The sequence below is a fragment of the Lutibacter agarilyticus genome, from assembly GCF_900188235.1.
Lineage (GTDB): Bacteria > Bacteroidota > Bacteroidia > Flavobacteriales > Flavobacteriaceae > Lutibacter > Lutibacter agarilyticus.
In genome coordinates this window covers 20,937-43,219 of record NZ_FZNT01000003.1, presented here as the reverse complement: position 1 = coordinate 43,219, position 22,283 = coordinate 20,937, and the positions used below count along the sequence as shown (strand labels likewise).

13 protein-coding genes are annotated in these 22,283 nt (G+C 33.6%); all 13 read left to right on the top strand.

Annotation, left to right across the window (positions count from 1 at the left end):
* The first annotated feature begins 84 nt into the window (after positions 1-84).
* On the top strand, positions 85-1,416 hold the full coding sequence (locus CHB67_RS05260) for a glycoside hydrolase family 71/99-like protein (protein ID WP_089380719.1): 1,332 nt from the start codon (positions 85-87) through the stop codon (positions 1,414-1,416).
* A gap of 109 nt (positions 1,417-1,525) precedes the next feature.
* Positions 1,526-3,796: a GH92 family glycosyl hydrolase gene (locus CHB67_RS05255; protein ID WP_089380718.1), complete on the top strand. Its 2,271-nt coding sequence runs from the start codon at positions 1,526-1,528 to the stop codon at positions 3,794-3,796.
* A gap of 180 nt (positions 3,797-3,976) precedes the next feature.
* Positions 3,977-6,217, top strand: a complete 2,241-nt coding sequence (locus CHB67_RS05250; protein ID WP_089380717.1) for a GH92 family glycosyl hydrolase — start codon at positions 3,977-3,979, stop codon at positions 6,215-6,217.
* 47 nt (positions 6,218-6,264) lie between these two features.
* Entirely contained in the window at positions 6,265-7,668 is a 1,404-nt protein-coding gene (locus CHB67_RS05245; RefSeq protein ID WP_089380716.1) for a sulfatase-like hydrolase/transferase, read from the top strand.
* A 219-nt stretch (positions 7,669-7,887) separates the two neighbouring features.
* Complete coding sequence (locus CHB67_RS05240) at positions 7,888-10,197, top strand: GH92 family glycosyl hydrolase (protein WP_089380715.1); 2,310 nt, start codon at positions 7,888-7,890, stop codon at positions 10,195-10,197.
* A 10-nt stretch (positions 10,198-10,207) separates the two neighbouring features.
* A complete protein-coding gene (locus tag CHB67_RS05235; RefSeq protein ID WP_089381103.1) occupies positions 10,208-11,509 on the top strand; it encodes a glycoside hydrolase family 71/99-like protein in 1,302 nt (433 codons plus the stop codon).
* Entirely contained in the window at positions 11,506-12,354 is an 849-nt protein-coding gene (locus tag CHB67_RS05230; RefSeq protein ID WP_089380714.1) for an exonuclease/endonuclease/phosphatase family protein, read from the top strand. The genes CHB67_RS05235 and CHB67_RS05230 overlap by 4 nt, the downstream gene beginning before the upstream one ends.
* Positions 12,347-15,697: a glycoside hydrolase family 2 protein gene (locus CHB67_RS05225; protein WP_089380713.1), complete on the top strand. Its 3,351-nt coding sequence runs from the start codon at positions 12,347-12,349 to the stop codon at positions 15,695-15,697. The genes CHB67_RS05230 and CHB67_RS05225 overlap by 8 nt, the downstream gene beginning before the upstream one ends.
* A gap of 25 nt (positions 15,698-15,722) precedes the next feature.
* Positions 15,723-16,709: a family 43 glycosylhydrolase gene (locus CHB67_RS05220; RefSeq protein WP_217900255.1), complete on the top strand. Its 987-nt coding sequence runs from the start codon at positions 15,723-15,725 to the stop codon at positions 16,707-16,709.
* Between the two features lie 105 nt (positions 16,710-16,814).
* On the top strand, positions 16,815-17,735 hold the full coding sequence (locus CHB67_RS05215) for a family 43 glycosylhydrolase (protein WP_089380712.1): 921 nt from the start codon (positions 16,815-16,817) through the stop codon (positions 17,733-17,735).
* 59 nt (positions 17,736-17,794) lie between these two features.
* Complete coding sequence (locus tag CHB67_RS05210; RefSeq protein ID WP_089380711.1) at positions 17,795-19,399, top strand: sulfatase-like hydrolase/transferase; 1,605 nt, start codon at positions 17,795-17,797, stop codon at positions 19,397-19,399.
* A gap of 22 nt (positions 19,400-19,421) precedes the next feature.
* Positions 19,422-21,014: a sulfatase-like hydrolase/transferase gene (locus CHB67_RS05205; protein ID WP_089380710.1), complete on the top strand. Its 1,593-nt coding sequence runs from the start codon at positions 19,422-19,424 to the stop codon at positions 21,012-21,014.
* Positions 21,015-21,045: 31 nt separating this feature from the next.
* Positions 21,046-22,275: a hypothetical protein gene (locus CHB67_RS05200; protein ID WP_089380709.1), complete on the top strand. Its 1,230-nt coding sequence runs from the start codon at positions 21,046-21,048 to the stop codon at positions 22,273-22,275.
* Positions 22,276-22,283: the final 8 nt, after the last annotated feature.

Below are 22,283 nucleotides of genomic sequence, written 5' to 3'. Positions count from 1 at the left end.
GTTTGATTTTTTGTGTAATGGAGGCTTTTATTTCATAGAAAGCCTTCAGTTACACGAATTAAAGAATTTAAAATTAGATAATTCATGAAAGTATTCAAAATATTACTAATCTCAATAGTTTCAACAGTTTTTTTAGCTTCTTCATGTTCAAAAGTTGAAGTTGAGGAAATTGAAGAACCAGTTGTTGTAAATCCACCTCCTACAGTTGAGGAGGTAGTTTATGATGAAACAGGATGTTTATATACATCTTATACAAATTTGGTCATGGCAGGATATCAGGGATGGTTTGCAGCAGAAGGAGATGAGTCGAATCGAGGTTGGCATCACTATAAGAACAGTTGTGGATTTACTCCTGGTTGTTCTTCTATTGATATGTGGCCAGATATGACTGAGTACGAGAATAAATATGTCACACCTTTTACATATTCTGATGGTTCAAGCGCTTACTTGTATAGCCCTTATGATGAACAGTCCGTAGACCTTCATTTCAAATGGATGAAGGAACATGGAATAGATGGTGTTCATATGCAGCGGTTTATTAGTGAAGTTAAAGGTGAATCTGGTAAAAGACATTTTAATAAGGTACTAGAAAACGCATTAAAAGCAGCCAAAAAATACGGACGAGCTATTAGCGTTATGTATGACCTAAGTGGAAGTGATAGTGAAGAGGTAGCTTTTTTGGAAAATGACTGGAATGAACTAGTTAGCCAATTTAACTTGTTCTCTAATATAGAGCATCCAACTTATCTAAGACATAATGGTAAACCTATGTTGTCAATTTGGGGCGTTGGGTTCAGTGATGGGAGAAATTATAGTACGGCTGATGTAGATAAACTAGTAGGTAGATTAAAAGGACCTACAAACAAAGTATCAATTATGTTAGGAGTTCCATATTATTGGAGAACTTTTGGAAATGATACAGAGAATAACCCTGCCTTTCATACTTTAATTAAAAAGGTTGATGTTATTATGCCATGGGCAGTTGGGCGATATAATGCACCAAGTAATTACAATCCTGATAATGTGTATCAAGATGTTAAATGGACAAAGAATAATGGCGTTGATTATGTGCCGTTAGTATTTCCAGGGTTTACTTGGGGGAATTTGAAAAAAGATCCAAGTAAATTCAATCAAATTCCAAGGTTGAAAGGTGACTTCTTATGGGCGCAAATAGCTGGAGCAAAGGCTGGAGGAGCAAAAAGTTTATATGTCGCTATGTTTGACGAAGTGGACGAAGGAACGGCCATTTTTAAAGTGAAACGAGAAAGCGAAGTGCCACTAAATGGAACTGATGGGTATAAATTTGTAGGTATTGAAGATGATTTAGAGTCTGACTATTACCTATGGTTAACTGGTCAAGCAGCAAACTGGTTTCATGGAGAAGGAAGTTATTCAAGTACAAAACCTACAAGATAATAAAAGTTAATTAGTTGTTTTTTGATAATAAACAGGTGAGTAAATTCATCTTGCCTGTTTATTTTAAATAAAGCTTTTTGAAAAAGAATAAATAAAGAGAAAATAAAAAATGAACAGTTTTAATAAAATAAAAGTAGTTACTAGTTTAATTATAGCTTTTGTTATAATTTCATGTAATGAAAAAATAAAACATGATACTATATCTAATGACCCCATTGATTTTGTAAATCCATATATGGGCAATATAAGCCATTTGTTGGTGCCAACTTTTCCAACAATGCATTTACCTAATAGCATAATGCGTGTTTATCCAGAGCGCAGGGATTTTACAGCTGATTTATTAAAGGGATTGCCATTAATAGTAACAAGTCACCGAGGAAGTTCAGCATTTAATTTGAGCCCATTTCAAGGTTTGGAAAGTGAAATAAAACCAGTTATTGATTATAGTTATGATAATGAAAAGTTAACACCCTACTCATATAAAGCTTATTTAGATGAACAACAAACCACTGTAAATTTTGGATTATCGCATCAATCAGCAATGTACCAAATCGACTTCAAAAAAGATGAAGATGTCTATTTGATATTAAATTCAAGAAATGGTGAGATAAATTGGAATGGAAGTTCACTTTCGGGTTACCAAATTATTGAAAACAACACAAAAGTATACCTCTACATGAATCTGGAAGAGAAACCAGAAACTGTTAATGTTCTAAAAAATGATGTTTTAGTAGAAGGGAATAAAGCAAAAGGTATCAACGCTAGTATTGTTTTAAAATACCCTGAAAACACAAAACAATTAAATGTACGTTATGGAATTTCTTTTATTGATGAAAAGCAGGCAGAAAGTAATTACAAAAGAGAAGTGTTAGGTAAAGATATTGAAACCTTAAATGATATAGCGCGTCAAATATGGAACGAAGCATTAAATAAAATTGAAATTGAAGGAGGAGATGATACAGATAAAACTGTTTTTTACACTTCTCTATATCGTACTTATGAACGTCCAGTTTGTCTTTCTGAAGATGGTCGTTATTACAGTGCTTTTGATAACTCCGTTCATAATGACGATGGGCGTCCATTTTATACTGATGATTGGATTTGGGATTCATATAGAGCTCACCATCCTTTAAGAGCTTTAATAGATGTAAAAAAAGAAGAAGACATAATTAATTCTTTTGTTTTAATGGCTGAACAGATGGATAACTTTTGGATGCCAACTTTTCCAGAAGTTACAGGTGATAGTCGTAGAATGAATTCAAATCACGGTGTAGCCTCTGTAATTGACGGTTATAGAAAAGGTTTAAGAGGGTTTGATTTAAGAAAGGCCTATGATGCTTGTAAAAACGGAATTACGCAAAAAACATTAGCTCCTTGGTCTGGTATGCCAGCGGGAGAATTAGAGATTTTTTATAAAGAAAAAGGTTATTTTCCAGCATTAAATCATGGGGAAAAAGAAACAATACCTGAAGTTCATGGTTTTGAAAGTCGTCAACCGGTAGCGGTTACCCTTGGAACTTCTTATGATGAATGGTGTTTAGCCCAAATAGCAAAAGAATTGAATGAAGTTGAGGAATACAATTCTTTTTTAAAAAACTCTTTTAATTATCAAAATTTATTCAATTCAGAAACAAAATTCTTTCACCCAAAGAATAGTAAAGGCGAATTTATTACACCTTTTGATTATAAATTTTCAGGAGGAATGGGAGCAAGAAAATTTTATAGTGAAAATAATGCTTGGACGTATCGATGGGATGTACAGCATAACATTAAAGATTTAATCAAGTTAATGGGAGGAGAAGAATCTTTCATCAATAATTTAAATAGTATGTTTTCTGAACCATTAGGAAGAAGTAAATATGAATTCTATGCTCAATTACCTGATCAAACTGGAAATGTAGGGCAATTTACTATGGCAAATGAACCATCATTGCATATACCTTATCTATATAATTATGCAGGACAACCGTGGAAAACACAAAAACGAATAAGAACATTATTAGACCAATGGTTTCGAAATGACTTAATGGGGGTTCCTGGTGATGAAGATGGAGGCGGAATGTCTGCATTTGTTGTGTTTTCTCAATTAGGTTTTTATCCTGTTACTCCAGGAATACCTGAATACAATATTGGAAGTCCAGTTTTTGAAAGAGCAACAGTTCATTTAGAAAATGGAAATGATTTTAATATTGTAGTTGATAATTACAATCCAGATAACAAATATATCCAATCTGCAACATTGAATGGAAAAGAATGGAATAAGCCATGGTTTTCTCATAATGATATTAAAAATGGTGCAACATTGGAGTTGGTTATGAGTAATGTTGCAAATAAAACTTGGGGAATTAATTCAAAAGATGCCCCTTCATCTGTTGATTAGTTAATAGCTTAACAGGTGAAAAACATTTTGGGATGAATTAAAATATTGATACAATATTAGTTTTGAAATTACAAGTTAGTATCCATTTGAAAATATTGAGTATAGTAGTTTGTTTATTTATGTTTTGAGTTGAGGAGGTTGAAATACCTCCTCTTTTTTTAATTAAAAAAAAACTGTTTTATGAAAAAATTTATAACGATAGTTATGCTATCTATTTATTCCATCACTTCCTCTTTTGGGCAAAAAGATTTTACAAAATATATTGACCCTACAATTGGAAATGTTGCACGATTTCTTGTTCCAACGTACCCAACAATACAATTGCCAAATCAAATGCTAAGAATGTTTCCAATTAAAAAGGACTACATATCTGATCAAGTAGATGCTTTTCCACTTCAAGTAACTTCGCACAGAAGTCGTGGCATTCTTCAAATGAAGGTTTCTTTGGGAGGTGTTTCTGACATTACTTGGGATAAGAAAATGAATATAGATCACGATTTAGAAATAGTAAAACCTTGGTTGTATAGTACTTATTTGATTGATGACGATGTCAGAGTTAGTTTTACCCCAGGGTCCAAAGTTGCAATTTATAAATTTGAGTTCCCTAATACTGTAATAAAGAACCTCCTTATTAAGGGTTCAGGTGACATGAATTTTGTGTTGAATAATGATAATTCATTTTCTTTTGAAGAAAAAATATCATATAAAACACGTGGAACAAACCCAATAACTCGAGTGATGTCAGCGTTTGTTTATGCTGTTTTATTGGATAGTAATAATGAAAAGGTTGAAGGCGCAGAAATAGAATCAACCAAAGGAAAATTTTCAATTTCCTTATCAAAAAGAACAACTTCTACAGTCTCTTTAAAATACTCAGTTTCATATATCAGTCATGAGCAAGCCATGATAAACTTTAAGAAGGAATTAGAATCTGTTAGTTTTAATGAATTGGTAGAGGAAGGAAAGAAGCAGTGGGGAAAGGTTATTAATCAGGTTGAAGTAGAAGGAGGTACAGACGCTCAAAAACGAACATTTTATACGTCATTGTATCGTACCTACGAACGTATGGTTAATATTAATGAAGGAGGAAAATATTACAGTGGTTATGATGGTGAAGTTCATAAAAGTGATCGTCCATTCTACGTTGATGATTGGGTGTGGGACACCTATCGTGCTCAACATCCTTTAAGAACGATTCTATCACCCCAAATGGAAAACGACATGTTAAATTCATATACATTAATGTATGAACAAAGCGGGTGGATGCCAACTTTCCCACAGGTTCACGGGAATCACATGTGTATGAATTCTTATCATTCAGGAGCATTATTTATTGATGGTTATCGAAAAGGATTGAAAGATTATAATGTAGAAAAAGCTTATGAAGGCATTAAAAAAAATATGATGGAAGCGACCTTTATACCTTGGAGACAAGGAACTCCAAAATTGGAAATTGATGATTTTTATCATGAGCATGGGTATTTTCCTGCTTTGCATCCTGGTGAAAAAGAGACAATAGCTATGATGGATGGATTTGAAAAACGGCAAACTGTAGCGGTTTCATTAGGAATTAGTTATGATTTTTGGGTTTTGGGAGAACTTTCTAAAGAATTAAATTATAAAGACGATTACAAGGAATTTTCAGTAAAAGGCAAGGATTATAAAAACTTATGGAATAAAGAATATCGTTTATTTATGCCTAAAGATGATAAGGGGAATTGGATAGATATTGATCCGAAATCTGCCGGAGGAAAAGGGTATCGAGATTATTATGATGAAAATAATGGTTGGACGTACGCATGGGATGTTCAGCATGATATTGAAGGGCTAATAACTTTACTTGGCGGAAAAGATTCAGCTGAAGAAAGATTGGATCAATTATTCAGAGAGCCCTTAGGAATGAAAAAAAATGAATTTTATATTAATGGTTCGAATTCCACAGGCCTTGTTGGCCAGTTTTCAATGGGTAATGAACCTTCTTTTCATATACCCTATTTATACAACTATTTTGGAGCTCCTTGGAAAACTCAAAAGCGAACACGGTTTTTGTTAGATGTGTGGTTTAAAGATAATATTTTTGGAATACCAGGAGATGAAGATGGTGGTGGAATGACAGCCTTTGTAGTGTTTTCTTCGATGGGATTGTACCCAACCACACCAGGTTTACCATATTATGATATTACAAGTCCAATCTTTGAAAAGACCACTATAAATCTTACAAACGGAAAAAAATTCACTGTGCTTGCTGAAGGAGCAAGTAAAACAAAAAAGTACATACAAAAGGCATTTATAAATGGTGAAGAAATTAAAAGCCCGTTTATTCTACATAGCCAAATAATGGCGGGTGGAACACTGAAACTTATATTGGATGAATATCCGAATAAAGAATGGGGTAAAGATGTATTAATTCCTAAATATTAAAACTGAGGTATTCATTAAAAAAACACATAGAATAAAATTTATTAAATATGAAATATTATATAACTTCTATAATCATCCTTTCGTTGGTTTTGACATTTACAGGGTGTGATAAATCTGAAAATGTTGAAAAAAATGATTTGAAACCGAATGTATTAATTATTCTTACAGATGATCTGGGATATGGAGATATTTCATCTTATGGACAGATAAATTACGAAACTCCAAACATAGATAAAATAGCTAGACAAGGAGTAAGTAGTACTAGTTTTTATGTTCCAACACCGTATTGTGCTCCTTCAAGAGCAACGTTACTTACAGGAAGATTTCCTCTAAGACATGGGTTAATTAAGAATCCAACACCAGATGCTGGAATAAATGATATTGGAATTTCTTCTGATGAAATTACAATGGGGGAGGTGTTTCAAGAAGCGGGTTATGCAACAAAGGCTATTGGTAAATGGCATATGGGGCATAAGGAGGAATTTTTCCCTGTAGAACATGGATTTGATGAATATTATGGAATTTTATATTCAAATGACATGCGCCCTGTTCAAATTGTTGAGGACAAGGATACAATTCAATACCCTGTTGATCAAAGATACCTAACGAATGATTATACCAACCAAGCTATAGAATTTATAAAGCGAAAAAAGGAAAAACCTTTCTTCCTCTACTTAGCACACGCAATGCCACATAAACCATTGGCAGCATCTGATAGATTTTATACACCAGATACACCAAACGATTTATATGCTGATGTTATTCGTGAATTGGATTGGTCAGTAGGAGAAGTAATGAATACCTTAAAAGAATTAAAAATTTTAGAAAATACAATCGTGATTTTTATGTCTGATAATGGTCCATGGTATGGAGGTGATTCAGGAGGTTTTAAAGGAATGAAAGCAACGACTTGGGAAGGTGGTATTAGAGTCCCTTTTATGATAAGATACCCGAAGGTTTTTCCTAAAAATACAAAAATAGAGGTGCCTCTTTGGTCTCCAGATATCTTTCCAACAATTTTTTCATTGGCGAAAATAACACCTAACAAAGGCAATATTCTGGACGGGAAGGATATAACGACCATTCTTCAAGGTAAGGAAAGAGAACATAGTCCTGTTTTTAGTATGCATAATGCAGATATTATGTCAATTAGAAAAGGTGATTTTAAACTTTTCGTTAAAAGCCCTAAGCCTTATAAAGATATTGACCTAAGTAATTGGTCTGATCCTCGCGCTCCCGATGGTACTACGATTATTGCACAATTTGAACAAGCAACTCCAGCTCAATATCCCGGTATTATTCCTTTAGACGATAATAAAAAGATTCAATTATTTGATTTAAAGAATGATCCAAGTGAATCAAATGATTTGGAAAATGAAAGACCAGAGGTTGTACAAGACTTATTACGAGAATTCAAACAATTTGAGAAGCTATTAAAAAGTAGCAAGTAGCTTATTGCTAATTTTAGCAAAATGGTCTTGAGCAGGTATACGTTAACAATAATTTGAACTTATTCTAAAATGCAAAAAGTAATTATGGTTAGATTATACTCTACAATGAAAGAAAAATCAAATTAATTTGATTTTAAGCAATAATTAATTAATTATTCAGAGTTAATTAAGAGGTCGCTTTTATTTTTGATATAAAATTTATCAATTAACTACAAACATATGAAGTACCCAAATTTATGCAATACAAAAAATATTTTGTTTGCATCATTAATTATAGTTTTTAGCGCTTGTTCTAATAAAAAGACGGAACCTCTCAAAAAAAACAAAGAGAATACGGTTTATGTAAATCCATTTATTGGCACAGGTGGTCATGGGCACACTTTTCCAGGAGCAACAACACCTAATGGGATGGTGCAATTAAGTCCTGATACACGTACCAGTGGTTGGGATGCTTGTGGCGGGTATCATTATTCAGATAATTCCATAAGAGGTTTTAGTCATACCCATTTAAGTGGGACTGGTATTGGAGATCTTGGAGATATATTGTTTATGCCTTTTGTTGGAGATGTAAAAACAAAACCTGGTACACCTGAAAATCCTGATTTAGGATATAGAAGTCGTTTTAATCATGAGGATGAGGTTGCTATCCCTGGATATTATTCGGTTGATTTATTAGATTATAAAATTAAAGCTGAACTGACTGCTAGTACAAGAGTCGGCTTTCATCGATATAACTACCCTAAAGATGAAACAAAAAGATTAGTGATTGATTTAAACCATACTATTCATGATCGTCAGGTTGTGAAAAGTGAATTTAAAGTAATTAGCAATACAGAAATTATAGGCTATAAACATATAAAGGGATGGGCGCAAAATCGACATATTTATTTTCATGCAAAGTTTAATCAACCGTTTGCAACCAAATTTTTTAATGATAGTGTAGAAGTAATAGGTATAAATGAATTAAATGGTAAAAACTTAGTAGCAGTATTGAGTTTTGAAGGAGACAATTCAAAACATCTTTTGACAAAAGTTGGAATATCTTCTGTTGACTATGAAGGCGCTAAAAAAAATCTATTGGAAGAAGTTCCTCATTGGAACTTTGAACAAGTTAAACAGGATGCACATAATTCTTGGGTAAAACAATTAGATAATATTTCAGTAGAAGGGGGGACAGAAGATGAAAAGACAATTTTTTATACTAGTTTATATCATACAGCTATGAGCCCATATATATTTAATGATCTAGATGGTAGATATAGAGGAATGGACCAAAATATACATACTATAGGTACAGGTAATATGTATACAGTGTTCTCCTTGTGGGATACCTTCAGAGCCTTTCATCCTTTACTAAACATAACAGAGCCCTCTAAAAATAATGAGTATGTAAATTCATTATTAACTATGTATGATCAAGGAGGAATTTTACCAAAATGGGAACTTTCTGCAAATTATACTGGAACCATGATTGGATACCATGCTGTACCTGTAATTGTGGATGCTTACTTTAAAGGGGTTAAAGATTTTGACATTGACAAAGCATATGAAGCAATTGTACATGCTTCCACATATAATGAAGAAGGTATTAATTTTCCTTCCGAAAGGGTGAAAGGAAAACTGTCCCCTACTGCAAAGAGAGCGAATGATGAACTAGGATATATTCCAGCAGATATTGAAAACGAATCGGTTTCAAAAGCTTTAGAATATGCATATAATGATTGGTGTATTGCTCAAATGGCTAAGGATCTTGGCAAAATGGAAGACTATGAGCGTTTTATGGAGCGTTCAAAAAGATATAAAAAGTACTTCGATAAAGAAACAGGGTTTATGCGAGGTTTAAATCAAGATGGAAAATTTAGAGTTCCATTTGATCCAAAATATTCAAACCATAGAGTTGATGATTATGTTGAAGGAAATGCTTGGCAATGGACTTGGTTTGTACCACATGATGTAAATGGCCTTGTTGACGTAATGGGAGGGAAAGAAAAATTTATTTCTAAACTTGATGAGCTTTTTTCAACAAGTTCAGATGTTAAAGGAGAAAGGAGTTCCGCCGATATTTCAGGTCTTATAGGGCAATATGCACATGGTAATGAACCAAGTCATCATATCACCCACATGTACAATTTTGTTGGGGAATCTTGGAAAACACAAAAATTAACTGATAGTATTATGAGTTCATTGTATTTCAATAATCCAAACGGGTTGTCAGGAAATGAGGACTGTGGACAAATGTCTGCTTGGTATATTTTGAATGCTATGGGATTTTATTCTTTTAGTCCAGGTAGCCCAGAATACACAATTGGTCGTCCAATATTTGATAAAGTTGAAATTAAGTTACAAAACGGTAAGCAATTAAGAGTTATAACAAAAAATAATAGCCCCAAAAATTTATATGTTCAATCATTTAAATTGAATGGAAAAATAATGGAAACTCCTTTTTTCAATCATCAAGATATTCAAGAGGGTGCTGTTTTGGAATTTGAAATGGGTTCTACAGAAAACAAACAATTATTTAACAATTAAAACAGTAAAAATGAATTTAAAAAATTCAATAGTATTATTAGTGGTATTTTTTTTAACAGTTAATTTAAATGCACAAAATAAACACGGAAAAAACAGTAAATATCCTTCATATAAAGGATTGGTAATGGCAGGTTATCAAGGTTGGTTCAGGGCTCCTGGAGATGGTTCTGGAAAAAGTTGGGGGCATTATGGAAAAGATGGAAAGTTTGATAAAGATCACAATACAATTGATTTTTGGCCAGATGTATCAGAATATGAGAAAACTTATAAAACAAATTTTAACCTTCCTGATGGAAGTGTAGCTAGAGTTTTTAGTTCAGTAGATAAAAGCACCACAGATCTTCATTTTAAATGGATGAAAGAATATGGAGTTGATGGTGTTTTTATGCAACGTTTTTTTGGTGTAGCAAGAAATCATAGTAATCCAAATAAATCAAATGACATTATCTTAAAAAATGCAGTCACAGCCGCGGAAGAAAATAATAGAGCCATAGCTGTAATGTATGATCTTTCTGGTTTAAAGGCTAATGGTGAAGATTGTTCTTCAGTTATTGAAGATTGGAAAAAATTGGTAGATAATATGAAAGTAACCAATAGTGAGAATTATTTACATCACAACGGGAAACCATTGGTTACAATTTGGGGATTAGGATTTCCTGATCGTTCATATAATATCAGGGAAATAGGTGTGAACCGTTTAATAGACTTTTTAAAGAATGATCCAGAATATGGTGGATGCTCAGTTATGCTAGGTGTACCAACTTATTTTAGAGAATTGGATAAAGATTGTTTACCTGATCCTTATTTGCATGAAATTATAAAATCAGCTGATATTGTTTTACCGTGGATGGTGCAACGATTTACTCCTTTATTGCATCAAGATGAATTACGTTACAGAGACCACGTAATGGCCGATATTAAATGGTGTAAAGAGAATAATGTGGATTATGTTCCTTTAGTTTATGCAGGGTTTAGTTGGCATAATTTATCTAAAAGCAATCCTGGGTTGGCAAGGCATACACGTTATGGAGCTATACCACGGGTTGGTGGGAAGTTTTACTGGGATCTTATCTATAATGCAATTTCCGCTGGAGGAGAGATGCTTTATGTTGGAATGTTTGATGAAATTGATGAAGGAACCGCCATAATTCCAATTTTAGACAATCCGCCAAATGGAAAAGATGTGCAATTTGTTGGAAATGATGGAGTTGCTCCAGATCATTATTTGTATTTAACCGGTAAAGCGGGTCAAATGTTGCGTAAAGAAATCCCTTTAGAGAAAAGTATGCCCTCAAAAAAAATTATTTTATGAAGAAAACAATGTATTTACTATTCATTTGTTTGATGTGTTTTGTTTCTGTAGCGAATTCGCAAACAGCAGCTAAAAAAAATGAAAAAGGCAGACAAATTACTTTAATGACCTACAATTTAAAGTTTGCGAGTCCTACTTATAAACCTTCCTGGGAAGTAAGGCGTAAAATGCAGGTAGATATGATTCGTAAATATAATCCAGATGTTATTGGTACGCAAGAAGGATTAAAAGAACAAATAGATTACTTGGCAGAACAATTACCTGAATATACCGTAGTAGGTGAAGGGAGACAGGGAGGTGATGACGATGAACATATGGCTATCTTTTTCAAGCGAAGTAAATTTAGACTCAGAGAATTAAACAGTTTTGCCCTCTCAAAAACACCTGAAATATTAGGGAGTGGGCCAAGTGTAAACCCTAGAATAATGACTTGGGCACGTTTTGCATTTATTAATAAGTTAATTGATGGAGAAGAAGAGGTTCATCCTTCTGATTATAGAGACCATTGGGATAATACACAGGAATTTTACGTTTTCAATACACATTTTTTTAACGGGAAATCTGAAGGATTGGAGAGATTAAATGCTGCTAAATTAATCAACGAAAAAATTAAACCATTTAATAGATTCGGAGAATGGACAAAAGAACGACCTCTATTCCTTATGGGAGATTTTAATGCACTACCAAGTAGTGATGTTTATAAAGAATTTGTTGGCAATGAAAATTTAGGAGGCCCAAACTTGTTCAAAGATTGCAAAAATGGAGGTGAAGGAACCGATTTTTGTGAAATTACTAATTGTGAAATAAGAACACACATATTTAAATATTTAAGAAAAAATGCATAAAAAAATAGTTTTAGTATTCATGTTTTTTGCTGTTGGTTTACATAAATCATCAGCACAGAGAATGCAGTTTAACGCTGAATTTGCACCACAAGAAGGATTGATAAAACATGTTGAAAAACCCACAAGGGATGAAATTTGTTTAAATGGATATTGGCAGTTTATGCCAATAGAACTTAGTAAAGAGATAACCTTAGAAGAAATTAAGACGCAAAAGTTGCCAACTTCTGGTTGGGATAAAATACCCATAAAAATTCCATCTCCATGGAATGTAAATGGATTTACAAATGAAGAGGGAGGAGATTTTAAATCGTTCCCTAGCTATCCTGAATATTGGAATGACGTAAAATCAGGTTGGTTAAAAAAAACAATAAAAGTACCTGTGGATTGGGCTGAAAACAGAATTTTACTACATTTTGAAGCTGTTGCAGGATATGCTAAAGTTTTTGTAAATGGTCATGAAATAGGAGAGCATTTTGATTCGTTTTTACCGTTTAGTTTTGACGTTACTGAACATGCGAAAGCAGGAGAAAATATAGATGTTGTAGTTTGGATAGCACATGGTAGTTTATTGAACGACCCAGGTAAATACGGTAGAAGAAATTATGTGGCTGGTTCTTTTTGGGGTATCTATATAGCGGGAATATGGCAAGATGTTTTTTTACAAAAGTTACCAGTTGTTCATGTCACCGATACCTACATAAAGCCCTTGGTTGATAAGGATGAATTAGTGGTTGAGGTTTCAATTAAAAATACTACTTCTAAACCTGTTAATGTTAATTTAAATGCTGATGTAAAACGATGGATTAATCTGAATGGCAAATCTGTTCAAAATATTCCTGAAGTAAATTGGACATTGGGAGAAAGTGATTTGAATATTAAACGATCTAAGTTACAAATTCGGCCTGCTGAAACTAAAGTATTTACGTTGTCAGCTAAAGTTAATGGAGCACTTGATTTATGGTCAACAGAAAGTCCAAATTTATATGGATTGGTTATTTCTTTAAATCAAAAAAAAATAATACTTGATAAAGATTATACTCGTTTTGGTTGGCGACAATTTGATATTAAAGAAACTCAGTTAAGATTAAATGGGGATCCAATTCAAATAAAAGGAGATTCTTGGCACTTTATGGGAATTCCCCAAATGACAAGACGTTACGCGTATGCGTGGTATCAAATGCTTTTAGATGCCAATGCCAATGGATTACGTTTGCACGCCCAGGTATTTCCCCGTTTTTATTTAGAAATGGCTGATGAAATGGGAATATGTGTATTAGACGAAACCGCAATTTGGTCAAGTGATGGCGGTCCAAAAATAGATTCAGAAATTTACTGGAAAGCTTGTAGAGCGCATGTAGAAGGGTTGATCTTACGGGATAGAAATTACCCCTCAGTTATGGGATGGAGTGTTTGTAATGAAACGCTCCCAGTTACAAAACATGTATTTAATGCTCCTCAGGAATTGATTGATAAAAATATTTCAGAAATCAACAAATGGGTTGCTATAGTAAAAGAAACAGACCCAACCAGAACTTGGATTTCAGGCGATGGAGAGACTCAGGAAAAAACAGATTTACCAACTGTAATTGGTCACTATGGAGGAATAGAGGAGCTTAAAAGATGGTCGAGTCAAGGAAAGCCTTGGGGTATTGGAGAAACAGGTATGGGATATTATGGAACGCCATCTCAGATCTCTAAAATTAATGGAGACAGAGCTTATGAGTCACAATTGGGAAGAATGGAAGGCTTAGCTGGTGAAGCTTTTGAATTAATTTCTTTACAAAGAAAATACAATGCATCTTATGCTTCGGTTTTTAATTTAGCTTGGTATGGGCTAAAGCCTTTATCACTTGGTTTAAAAGATATCAGTAAAGCTCCCACCTTGGAAGATGGAATCTTTTTTAATGAGTTTGTTGAAGGCAAACCAGGTTATCAACCAGAAAGATTAGGATCTTATTCTTCAACTTTTAATCCGGGATATGACCCAACATTACCATTATATGAAACCTGGCCACTTTTTGATGCTATTAAAGCGGCTTACTCTGATAATTATGCGCAGCTGAACAATGTTTGGAAACAATATGAAGATAATACTGTAAAAGTTAATCCTTCAAAAGAAAAGAAAAGCATGGTATGGCTTTCAGGAGATTTGGATGGTAGTCTAAAAACCAAGTTTGAAAATTTAGCCATTAAATTTGAGTCATTATCTATTTATCAAAATCAATTGATTATAGTGGATGGAGCGCATCCGCCGATGTTGAATTCAAAATTGGTTAAAAATTTAAAAGTAGCCTTACAAAATGGGAGCACCCTAATTTTTTGGGGAGCAACCGTTAATTCAAATGCATTTATTGAAGCTTTGACAAGTAGAAAAGTTGAATTCTACAATCGAAATGCAACCAGCTATATAATTAATGGGGAACATGCCATAGTAAATGGACAGCGTAATGCTAGTTTTTATTTTTCAGAATTGACAAAAGAACCTGTTTCTACAGTTTCAATTGGAGGAGATTGGGTAAATGAATCTCAGTTAGTTTTAGAAGCCTGCAATACCGATTGGTTAAAATGGAACTATCAAGGTGAAGATATTAAAACGGCAAAAGTCTATCGTAATGAACGAGAAACAAAGGCGTCAGGACATGTTATTGTACGTCAAGCAAAAGGTGATGGTGAAATTATTGTTTCTACTATCGATTTATTTGTTCTAGGGAATCAATCCAAACATTTAATAAATACAATGATTACTAATTTGGGAGGTGTTTTTAAAGGAAAAGTAAGAGACGTACCTCAGGCGTTAAATTCTAATGGCGTATTGGAAAACACCAATTTTTATGGATCGGTTAAGAATGACAGCCATGACATTGAACAGGTTTTTGCATATGCACCACTTACAGAAGATGAGTTTACTAAAGTGAAATTAGGCACGGTTACCAAAGGACATTATTGGGATGTTTTATCATCTGATGACAATGGAATATTCGATTTTAAAAAGGAAGACCTTAAACATAAGGAATATGCTTCAGTCTACCTAAGTTTTTGGATGTACAGTCCACGTTCGCTAACCGATTTATTAATTGAACCGGATATGCCACGTTTGGATATGCATTTTGGAATGGATGATGCTTTGGCTTTTAGCGTTAACGGAAAAGCAATATCAGAAACTATTAGAATTGGTGGATTTGTTGAAGATGAATTCAAATATGAAGGGATCCCTCTAGAAAAAGGGTGGAATCATATATTAATCAAAGTAGCGAATGGAACAGGGGAATGGAAGTCAAAAGTACGATTCTCTTCTACCAAACCAGCTTTTATGAAAGAGATTAAAACAGTAGTAGATAGATAATTTAGATTTATAATAGTTATAAAGGATGAGACATAAAAGAAATAATAGGTATGTAATATCTCAAGTACTTATACTTCAAATGGTATTGTTTATTGGTTGTGCGTCAAACGATAGCCCACAGAATCAATTTGCGATTGATGAATTAGTAGTTGTTTTCAAAGAGAATCCTTTTATCAAGCATATGTACACTGCAGACCCATCTGCACATGTTTGGGAAGACGGCAGATTATATGTATATCCCTCGCACGATGTTGCACCAGCACGTGGTTGCGATTTGATGGATGGCTACCATGTTTTTTCAACCGATGATATGATCAATTGGAAAGATCATGGAGAAATCTTACATTCTAGAGATGTGAAATGGGGCAGACCAGAAGGAGGCTTTATGTGGGCACCTGATTGTGCTTATAAAGATGGAAAGTATTATTTCTATTACCCACACCCTAGTGGCAGCGATTGGAATAATACTTGGAAAATTGGAGTTGCTGTTAGCAAGCACCCTGATAAAAATTTTAAGGATAAAGGTTACATGACAGGTGTGGGCGGATTTGCCATGATTGACCCTAGCGTATTTATTGATGATGATGGACAGTCTTATTTCTACTATGGTGGTGGAGGAAAATGTGCTGCAGGAAAACTAAATGATAATATGATGGAGATTGATGGCGAATTAAGACTACAGGAAGGACTAGCCGATTTTCATGAAGCACCATGGGTATTTAAGAATAAAGGTTTGTATTATTTAATCCATTCAGATAATGCGAAACCATTAAATAATATGGTATATGCCACCAGTGAAAATCCATTAGGACCATGGGAAAATCGAGGTGTATTTATGGATGAAGTGGGTTGTGGTACAACGCATGGGTCTGTGGTTGAGTATAAAGATCAGTGGTATATGTTTTATCATAATCAAGCTCTTTCTAATGAAGGTAATTTACGATCGGTATGTTTCGATAAATTGTTTTTTAATGAAGATGGGACTATTCAAAAGGTGGTGCAAACTAAATAATTACTTGGGGAATTTGCTTCTTAATTAAGAAGCACAAATAGTAAAAACCCAACTGGATAACGACAAATAACATGAATTAATAATTGAAATTTAAAACTTAATAAAATGAAAAAGAGTGTAATATTATTTATAGTATTTATTGGCTGTATTGGAGTAAAAGCACAAAATCCAGTTATAAAACATCCATTCACTGCAGATCCCGCTATTCATAAATGGAGTGATGGAAAATATTATTTGTATGGTTCTCACGACAAAGACGATGCAGGCGTTTGGGACATGGAAGATTATCATGCTTTTTCTTCAGAAAACCTAGTGGATTGGAAAGATCATGGTGTTGTATTAAGCAATTCTGAAACCCCATGGGGAGGACCGTTTTGGGCACCAGATGCTGCTGAAAAAAACGAGCATTATTATTTCTATTTTCCTGAAGGTGACCATATAGGTGTTGCAGATAGTGATTCTCCAACAGGACCGTTTAACAACCCTCGTAGTCTTTATAAAATGCCTGAAGGATATGCACAAGCTTATGATCCCTGCGTATTTAACTATAAAGGGAAAGATTATCTTGTAATTTCTGAGCGTAAAAGTTTAGACCTGCCTTTTTACCCTGTGGTTTTTACCCTAACGGAAAGTATGGATCAGATTGTTCCTGATTCTAAAGTTGAACTTCCTCCTATGGAAGGTTTTCATGAAGGCCCATTTATGTTTGAACGAAAAGGGAAAGTGTATATGATTGGTGGTGGTTATGCTTCCCTACGTTATTGGATGGCTGATGATCTTTTTGGTCCCTATGAATATATGGGCGACTTCTTCACAGGGAATGAAACTTTTACAATATCTAAAACCGCTCATGGCTCAGTGCTAGAAATAGAAGATCAATATTACTTGGCTTATCATTACGATGTTTTTCCAGATGGGGCATACCAACGTACAACTTGTATTGATTATATGTGCTTTAATGTAGATGGTACCATTAAGCCCATTACACCAACTAGAGCTGGCGTTAAACTTGTTTTAACTGATTGAAAATGGCCGAAAATCTAGGTTAATATAATTGAATCAGAACAGAAGTATAAAATGAAGAAATGAACAAAAGGAAAAATCTAACCTATGTATTATTAGCGCTAACTCTTTTTACATTCAGTTGTAAAGAAAAGGAGGTATTAGAAAAGAACAATAAGAAACCACCAAATATCTTAATCCTTTTTTCCGATCAACATAACAAAAAGGTGACAGGATACGAAGGACACCCAGATGTGCAAACACCAAATTTAGATAAGTTGGCTAGTGAGTCATTTGTATTTGATAGAGCGTATTGTACAACTGGAATTTGTGCCCCTGCTAGATCTTCATTTTTGACAGGCATTTACCCTAGAACTTTAGGTATTTTATCTAATAGTGAAGATACCAATGTTATGAAAGAAGTTGTTTCCTTGCCTTCAATTTTAAAGACTCAAGGGTACAAAACATATGCCTTTGGGAAGAGACATACAAAATCGTCCATAGATGAAGGTTGGGATGTTAAAAAAAGTCATTTATGTAGTGAAAGTGAGGATAATTATGTTACTTGGATCGAAGCACAAGGCTATAGTAAAGAATTTGCAATAGACTGGGCTGCTGAATTTGGGAAACCATCATCATGTTCACATGAAATGGGTGAAATTTCAATTGCTGATTTAGGAACACGTATTTCGGAATTACCGGAAGGTTATACAATGGAAGCTTATACAGCAATGAATACAATTGAGATGATAAAAGAACATAAAGATTCTGATCAGCCATTTTTCTGTTGGGCAACGTTTTATAGACCACACCAACCCTATACGCCATTAAAGAAATATATGGATATGTATGATGTTTCTGATTGGGGAACAGGCACTAATAATTATAGTAGTATAAAAAAACCAATAAGTTTTTACGAACCTACAGAAAAACTACCTCCATTTTTGCAAAGTCAACGAAATGGCGGAAATAAAGTTTGGAATATGGATAAGGCATTTGAAGATGAACAATTATGGAGAAATTATATTGGAGCATATTATGCTTTAGTTACAGAATTAGATTTTTATGTAGGTGAGATTATTAATTCATTGGAAAAAGCAGGAATGAAAGATGAAACAGTCATTATTTATTCTACAGACCATGGCGATTTTGTTGGAAATCATGGAATGGTTGAAAAAGCAGCAATGGGCCATAATATTTATGAAGATATTTTAAATATCCCATTAATAATTCATTACCCAGGACAATCGAAAGGAGGTAAGAATTATGAGTTAGTTAGTCAGGTAGATATTCTTCCCACTATTTTAGAAATGGCCGGTGTTGAAATGCCAATGTTAAAACATAAGGTTCAAGGAAAATCTTTACATAACTTAATGCAAAACAACACATCTCTTAATAGAGATTATATCGTCTCAGAAAGTTGGTCACAAGCGACTGTGATTTCTGAAAACTTCAAATTAGGAATAATGTTGGATCCAACAGACTTCAGAAAGCAGTTTGATTATAGAGAATATGGAGATATGTTTTTTGATCGATTGAATGATTCATTGGAGTTACAAAATCAAATCAATAATGAGAGTTGTTTTGATCAAATTAATCAGCTTAAATCATATTATAAAGAATTCGAACAAAATTATCCTGATATCGGAAAACAGGAAGTTGTAAAAGATTTTTCCACAAAAGAATAAAAATTGTAATAAACAGAATCAAATGAATAAGAACTTAAAAGTATTGGTTATCATAGTAAGTTGTATGTTGATAGGTCAAACAATTAATGCACAGCATAAAAAAAAGAAAAATCTGTTGTTTATTATAACTGACCAGCAGCAGAGTAAAGCTTTGAGTATTGCCGGAAATTCCGTTTTAAAAACACCTAATTTAGATAAACTAGCCACCGATGGTGCTTATTTTAAGAATGCTTACACGCCAATGGCCGTTTGTGGCCCTGCAAGATCAGCTATACTTACAGGTATGACTGTGGAAAATACAGGGGTGAATACAAATGCCAAAACCTATTTTTATGATGAAGAACCGGTAATGACAAGCCCAACATTTGATGAGGTTCTAACGGAAAACGGATATCATTGTGAGTACTATGGAAAATGGCATTCAATGACTTCACATTCTGAAATTTATAAAAACCCAAAAAGGAATGCGAAAAATGGTAAATCTATCTTTGAACATGGTGGGCAAAACCATGTATATATGGACTATATTAATGAACAATTTCCTAAGCAGGAGTTAAAAGAAGGAGAATTCTATGACACTTTTGTAAAAAGACCTTATAAACCAGATCCATTGGATAGTTACTATGGACAATCGTATGATATAGTAAAAAAAGACCCAAATAAAAGAAGATCCCAGCCAAATTTACATGGGGAGTTAATGATTCCAGCAGAACATAGTTTTACGGCTTATCAAGCCAAAGAAACCATAGCTGCGATTGAGAGGTTAAAGGACACTACTTTTAGTATTACGTTGTCTATACATATGCCTCATGCACCAATGACTCCTACTGCGCCATATTACGGGATGTATCCAGCTAAAGATATGGTAGCGCCTGAGAGTATAAATGATGATATGAATAACTCACCGTATAAAACTGCCAATGGTAGAATGGGAATGCCAGAATATTCGGATCCTGAAAAAATAAAATATATGATTTCCAATTACTACGGAATTATAAAAGAGATTGATGATTGGGTTGGGAAAATTTTGAATACTCTTGATAAAAATGGCTTAACAGATGATACCTTAATTATTTTTACAAGTGATCACGGTGAAATGTTAGGAGCACACGGTCTTAGAGAAAAGAATGTGTTTTATGAAGAATCTTCTCATATTCCATTAATGATTCACTTGCCTGAAGTAATAAAAAAGAAAACAGTTGTTGATGGTTATATATCCAACATAGATTTGTTTCCAACTATTTTAGATTATTTAAACATTAAAGAGCATTCGTCAGATGGAACAAGTTTAAGAAAATTAATAGAGGGAAAAAAAACAAGACATGGAGAGTATGTGGTTACAGAATGGGACTACCGAGGACCAGTTGCTCCTAATTATATGATTGTAAAGGATGGTTGGAAACTCATGATGCCATATACGAAGGAATCAACAGTGATTAATGCATTATATGATTTAAACACAGATCCACATGAGATAAACAATCTAATAGGCCAAAACCCAGATAGTGCAGATTACAAGGAAAAAGTAGAAGAATTACGGAGTAGCCTATTAGAATGGTTGAAAAAGAACAATTCAGATCATTATAACGGAGTTAAAGAAAGAGACCTTATTTAACATAATTATTAAATTAACAAAATATTAAATCATGAGAAAGTTGTTTTTAGTATTAACTATTTTAAGTGTTCATTTTTCATTCTCACAAGGAATGAAAAGTATTCAGGAATTTGGTGTAAAGCCAGAGAACAGTCCCATCTTGAATAAAACAAACCTTCAAAAAGCCATAAATTGGGCATCAATTAGTGGAGCAGCTTTGTGGGTAGAACCTTCGGAAGAGCCTTATCATATAAATGGAGGGCTTATTTTAAGAAAAAATGTTTCATTAATTGGTGTTAACGGTCCAACGCATCGAGGAACATTTCATCAATCTAAAAAACAGCCAGTTGGAAGTGTGTTTAAAATTACCGATACAAAAAGTGTTTTTATGACGGTGGAATCGGCTACTCAACTAAAGGGAATTCAATTTTGGTATGCTGAACAAACAATAAAAAACCCTTTTGAAATTATCGAGTATAAGGCAACTATTCAAGTATCTAAAACAAGTAAGACGCAAGGTGTTTATTTATCATGTCTCACATTTTATGGAGAATATTTAGCTTTTGATTTTAACGCAAGTAAAAATTTCCCTTGTGAATTGATGACATTTGAACATTGTTATGGATACCCTTTGAGTGGTGAATTTATTAGAATGAATTATGTTTATGATGTGCCACGTATTCTACATTGCCATGTGAATCCTGCAGCGCAAAGGTTCATAGGTGGGCAATATAGTAAAGCTGTAGTTGATGCGGTAATTGCAAAAAAAACATTTGCTTATACAATTAATAATACCGACAATGCTCAAATAATGGATTTATTTACTTTCGGCACCTATGGAGGGATTCTATTAGATAATCAATCATATGGGCAATTAACAAATTTTAATTTTGACTGTGTAGCAGTTGGTATTTTAAAACGTGGAAGCAATACCAAAAACAGAAATTGGCAAATATCACAAGGTTCAATTATTGCAAATACAGGAGAGACGGTAGAAAATATACACCCTATTATTATAGAAGGACAGGGGCATACTTCATTGAGTAATGTTGAAGCTTTTTCGGGTGGGAATAACGCATTAACACCGGTTTCAGAACAAATGTCTTGGGATTTCTTATTGGTTAAAGGAAGTGAAAAATTGACAGTTTCTATTTGGGGAAGTCGTATGCGTAATTATAAAAGTGAATCTCCAATTTCATTAGAAAATATGAATGCAATCATCCAATTTTCGGGTTGTATTGACAAGCATGAAAATTTATACAACAAAATATTTAATAACTAGAAACAATA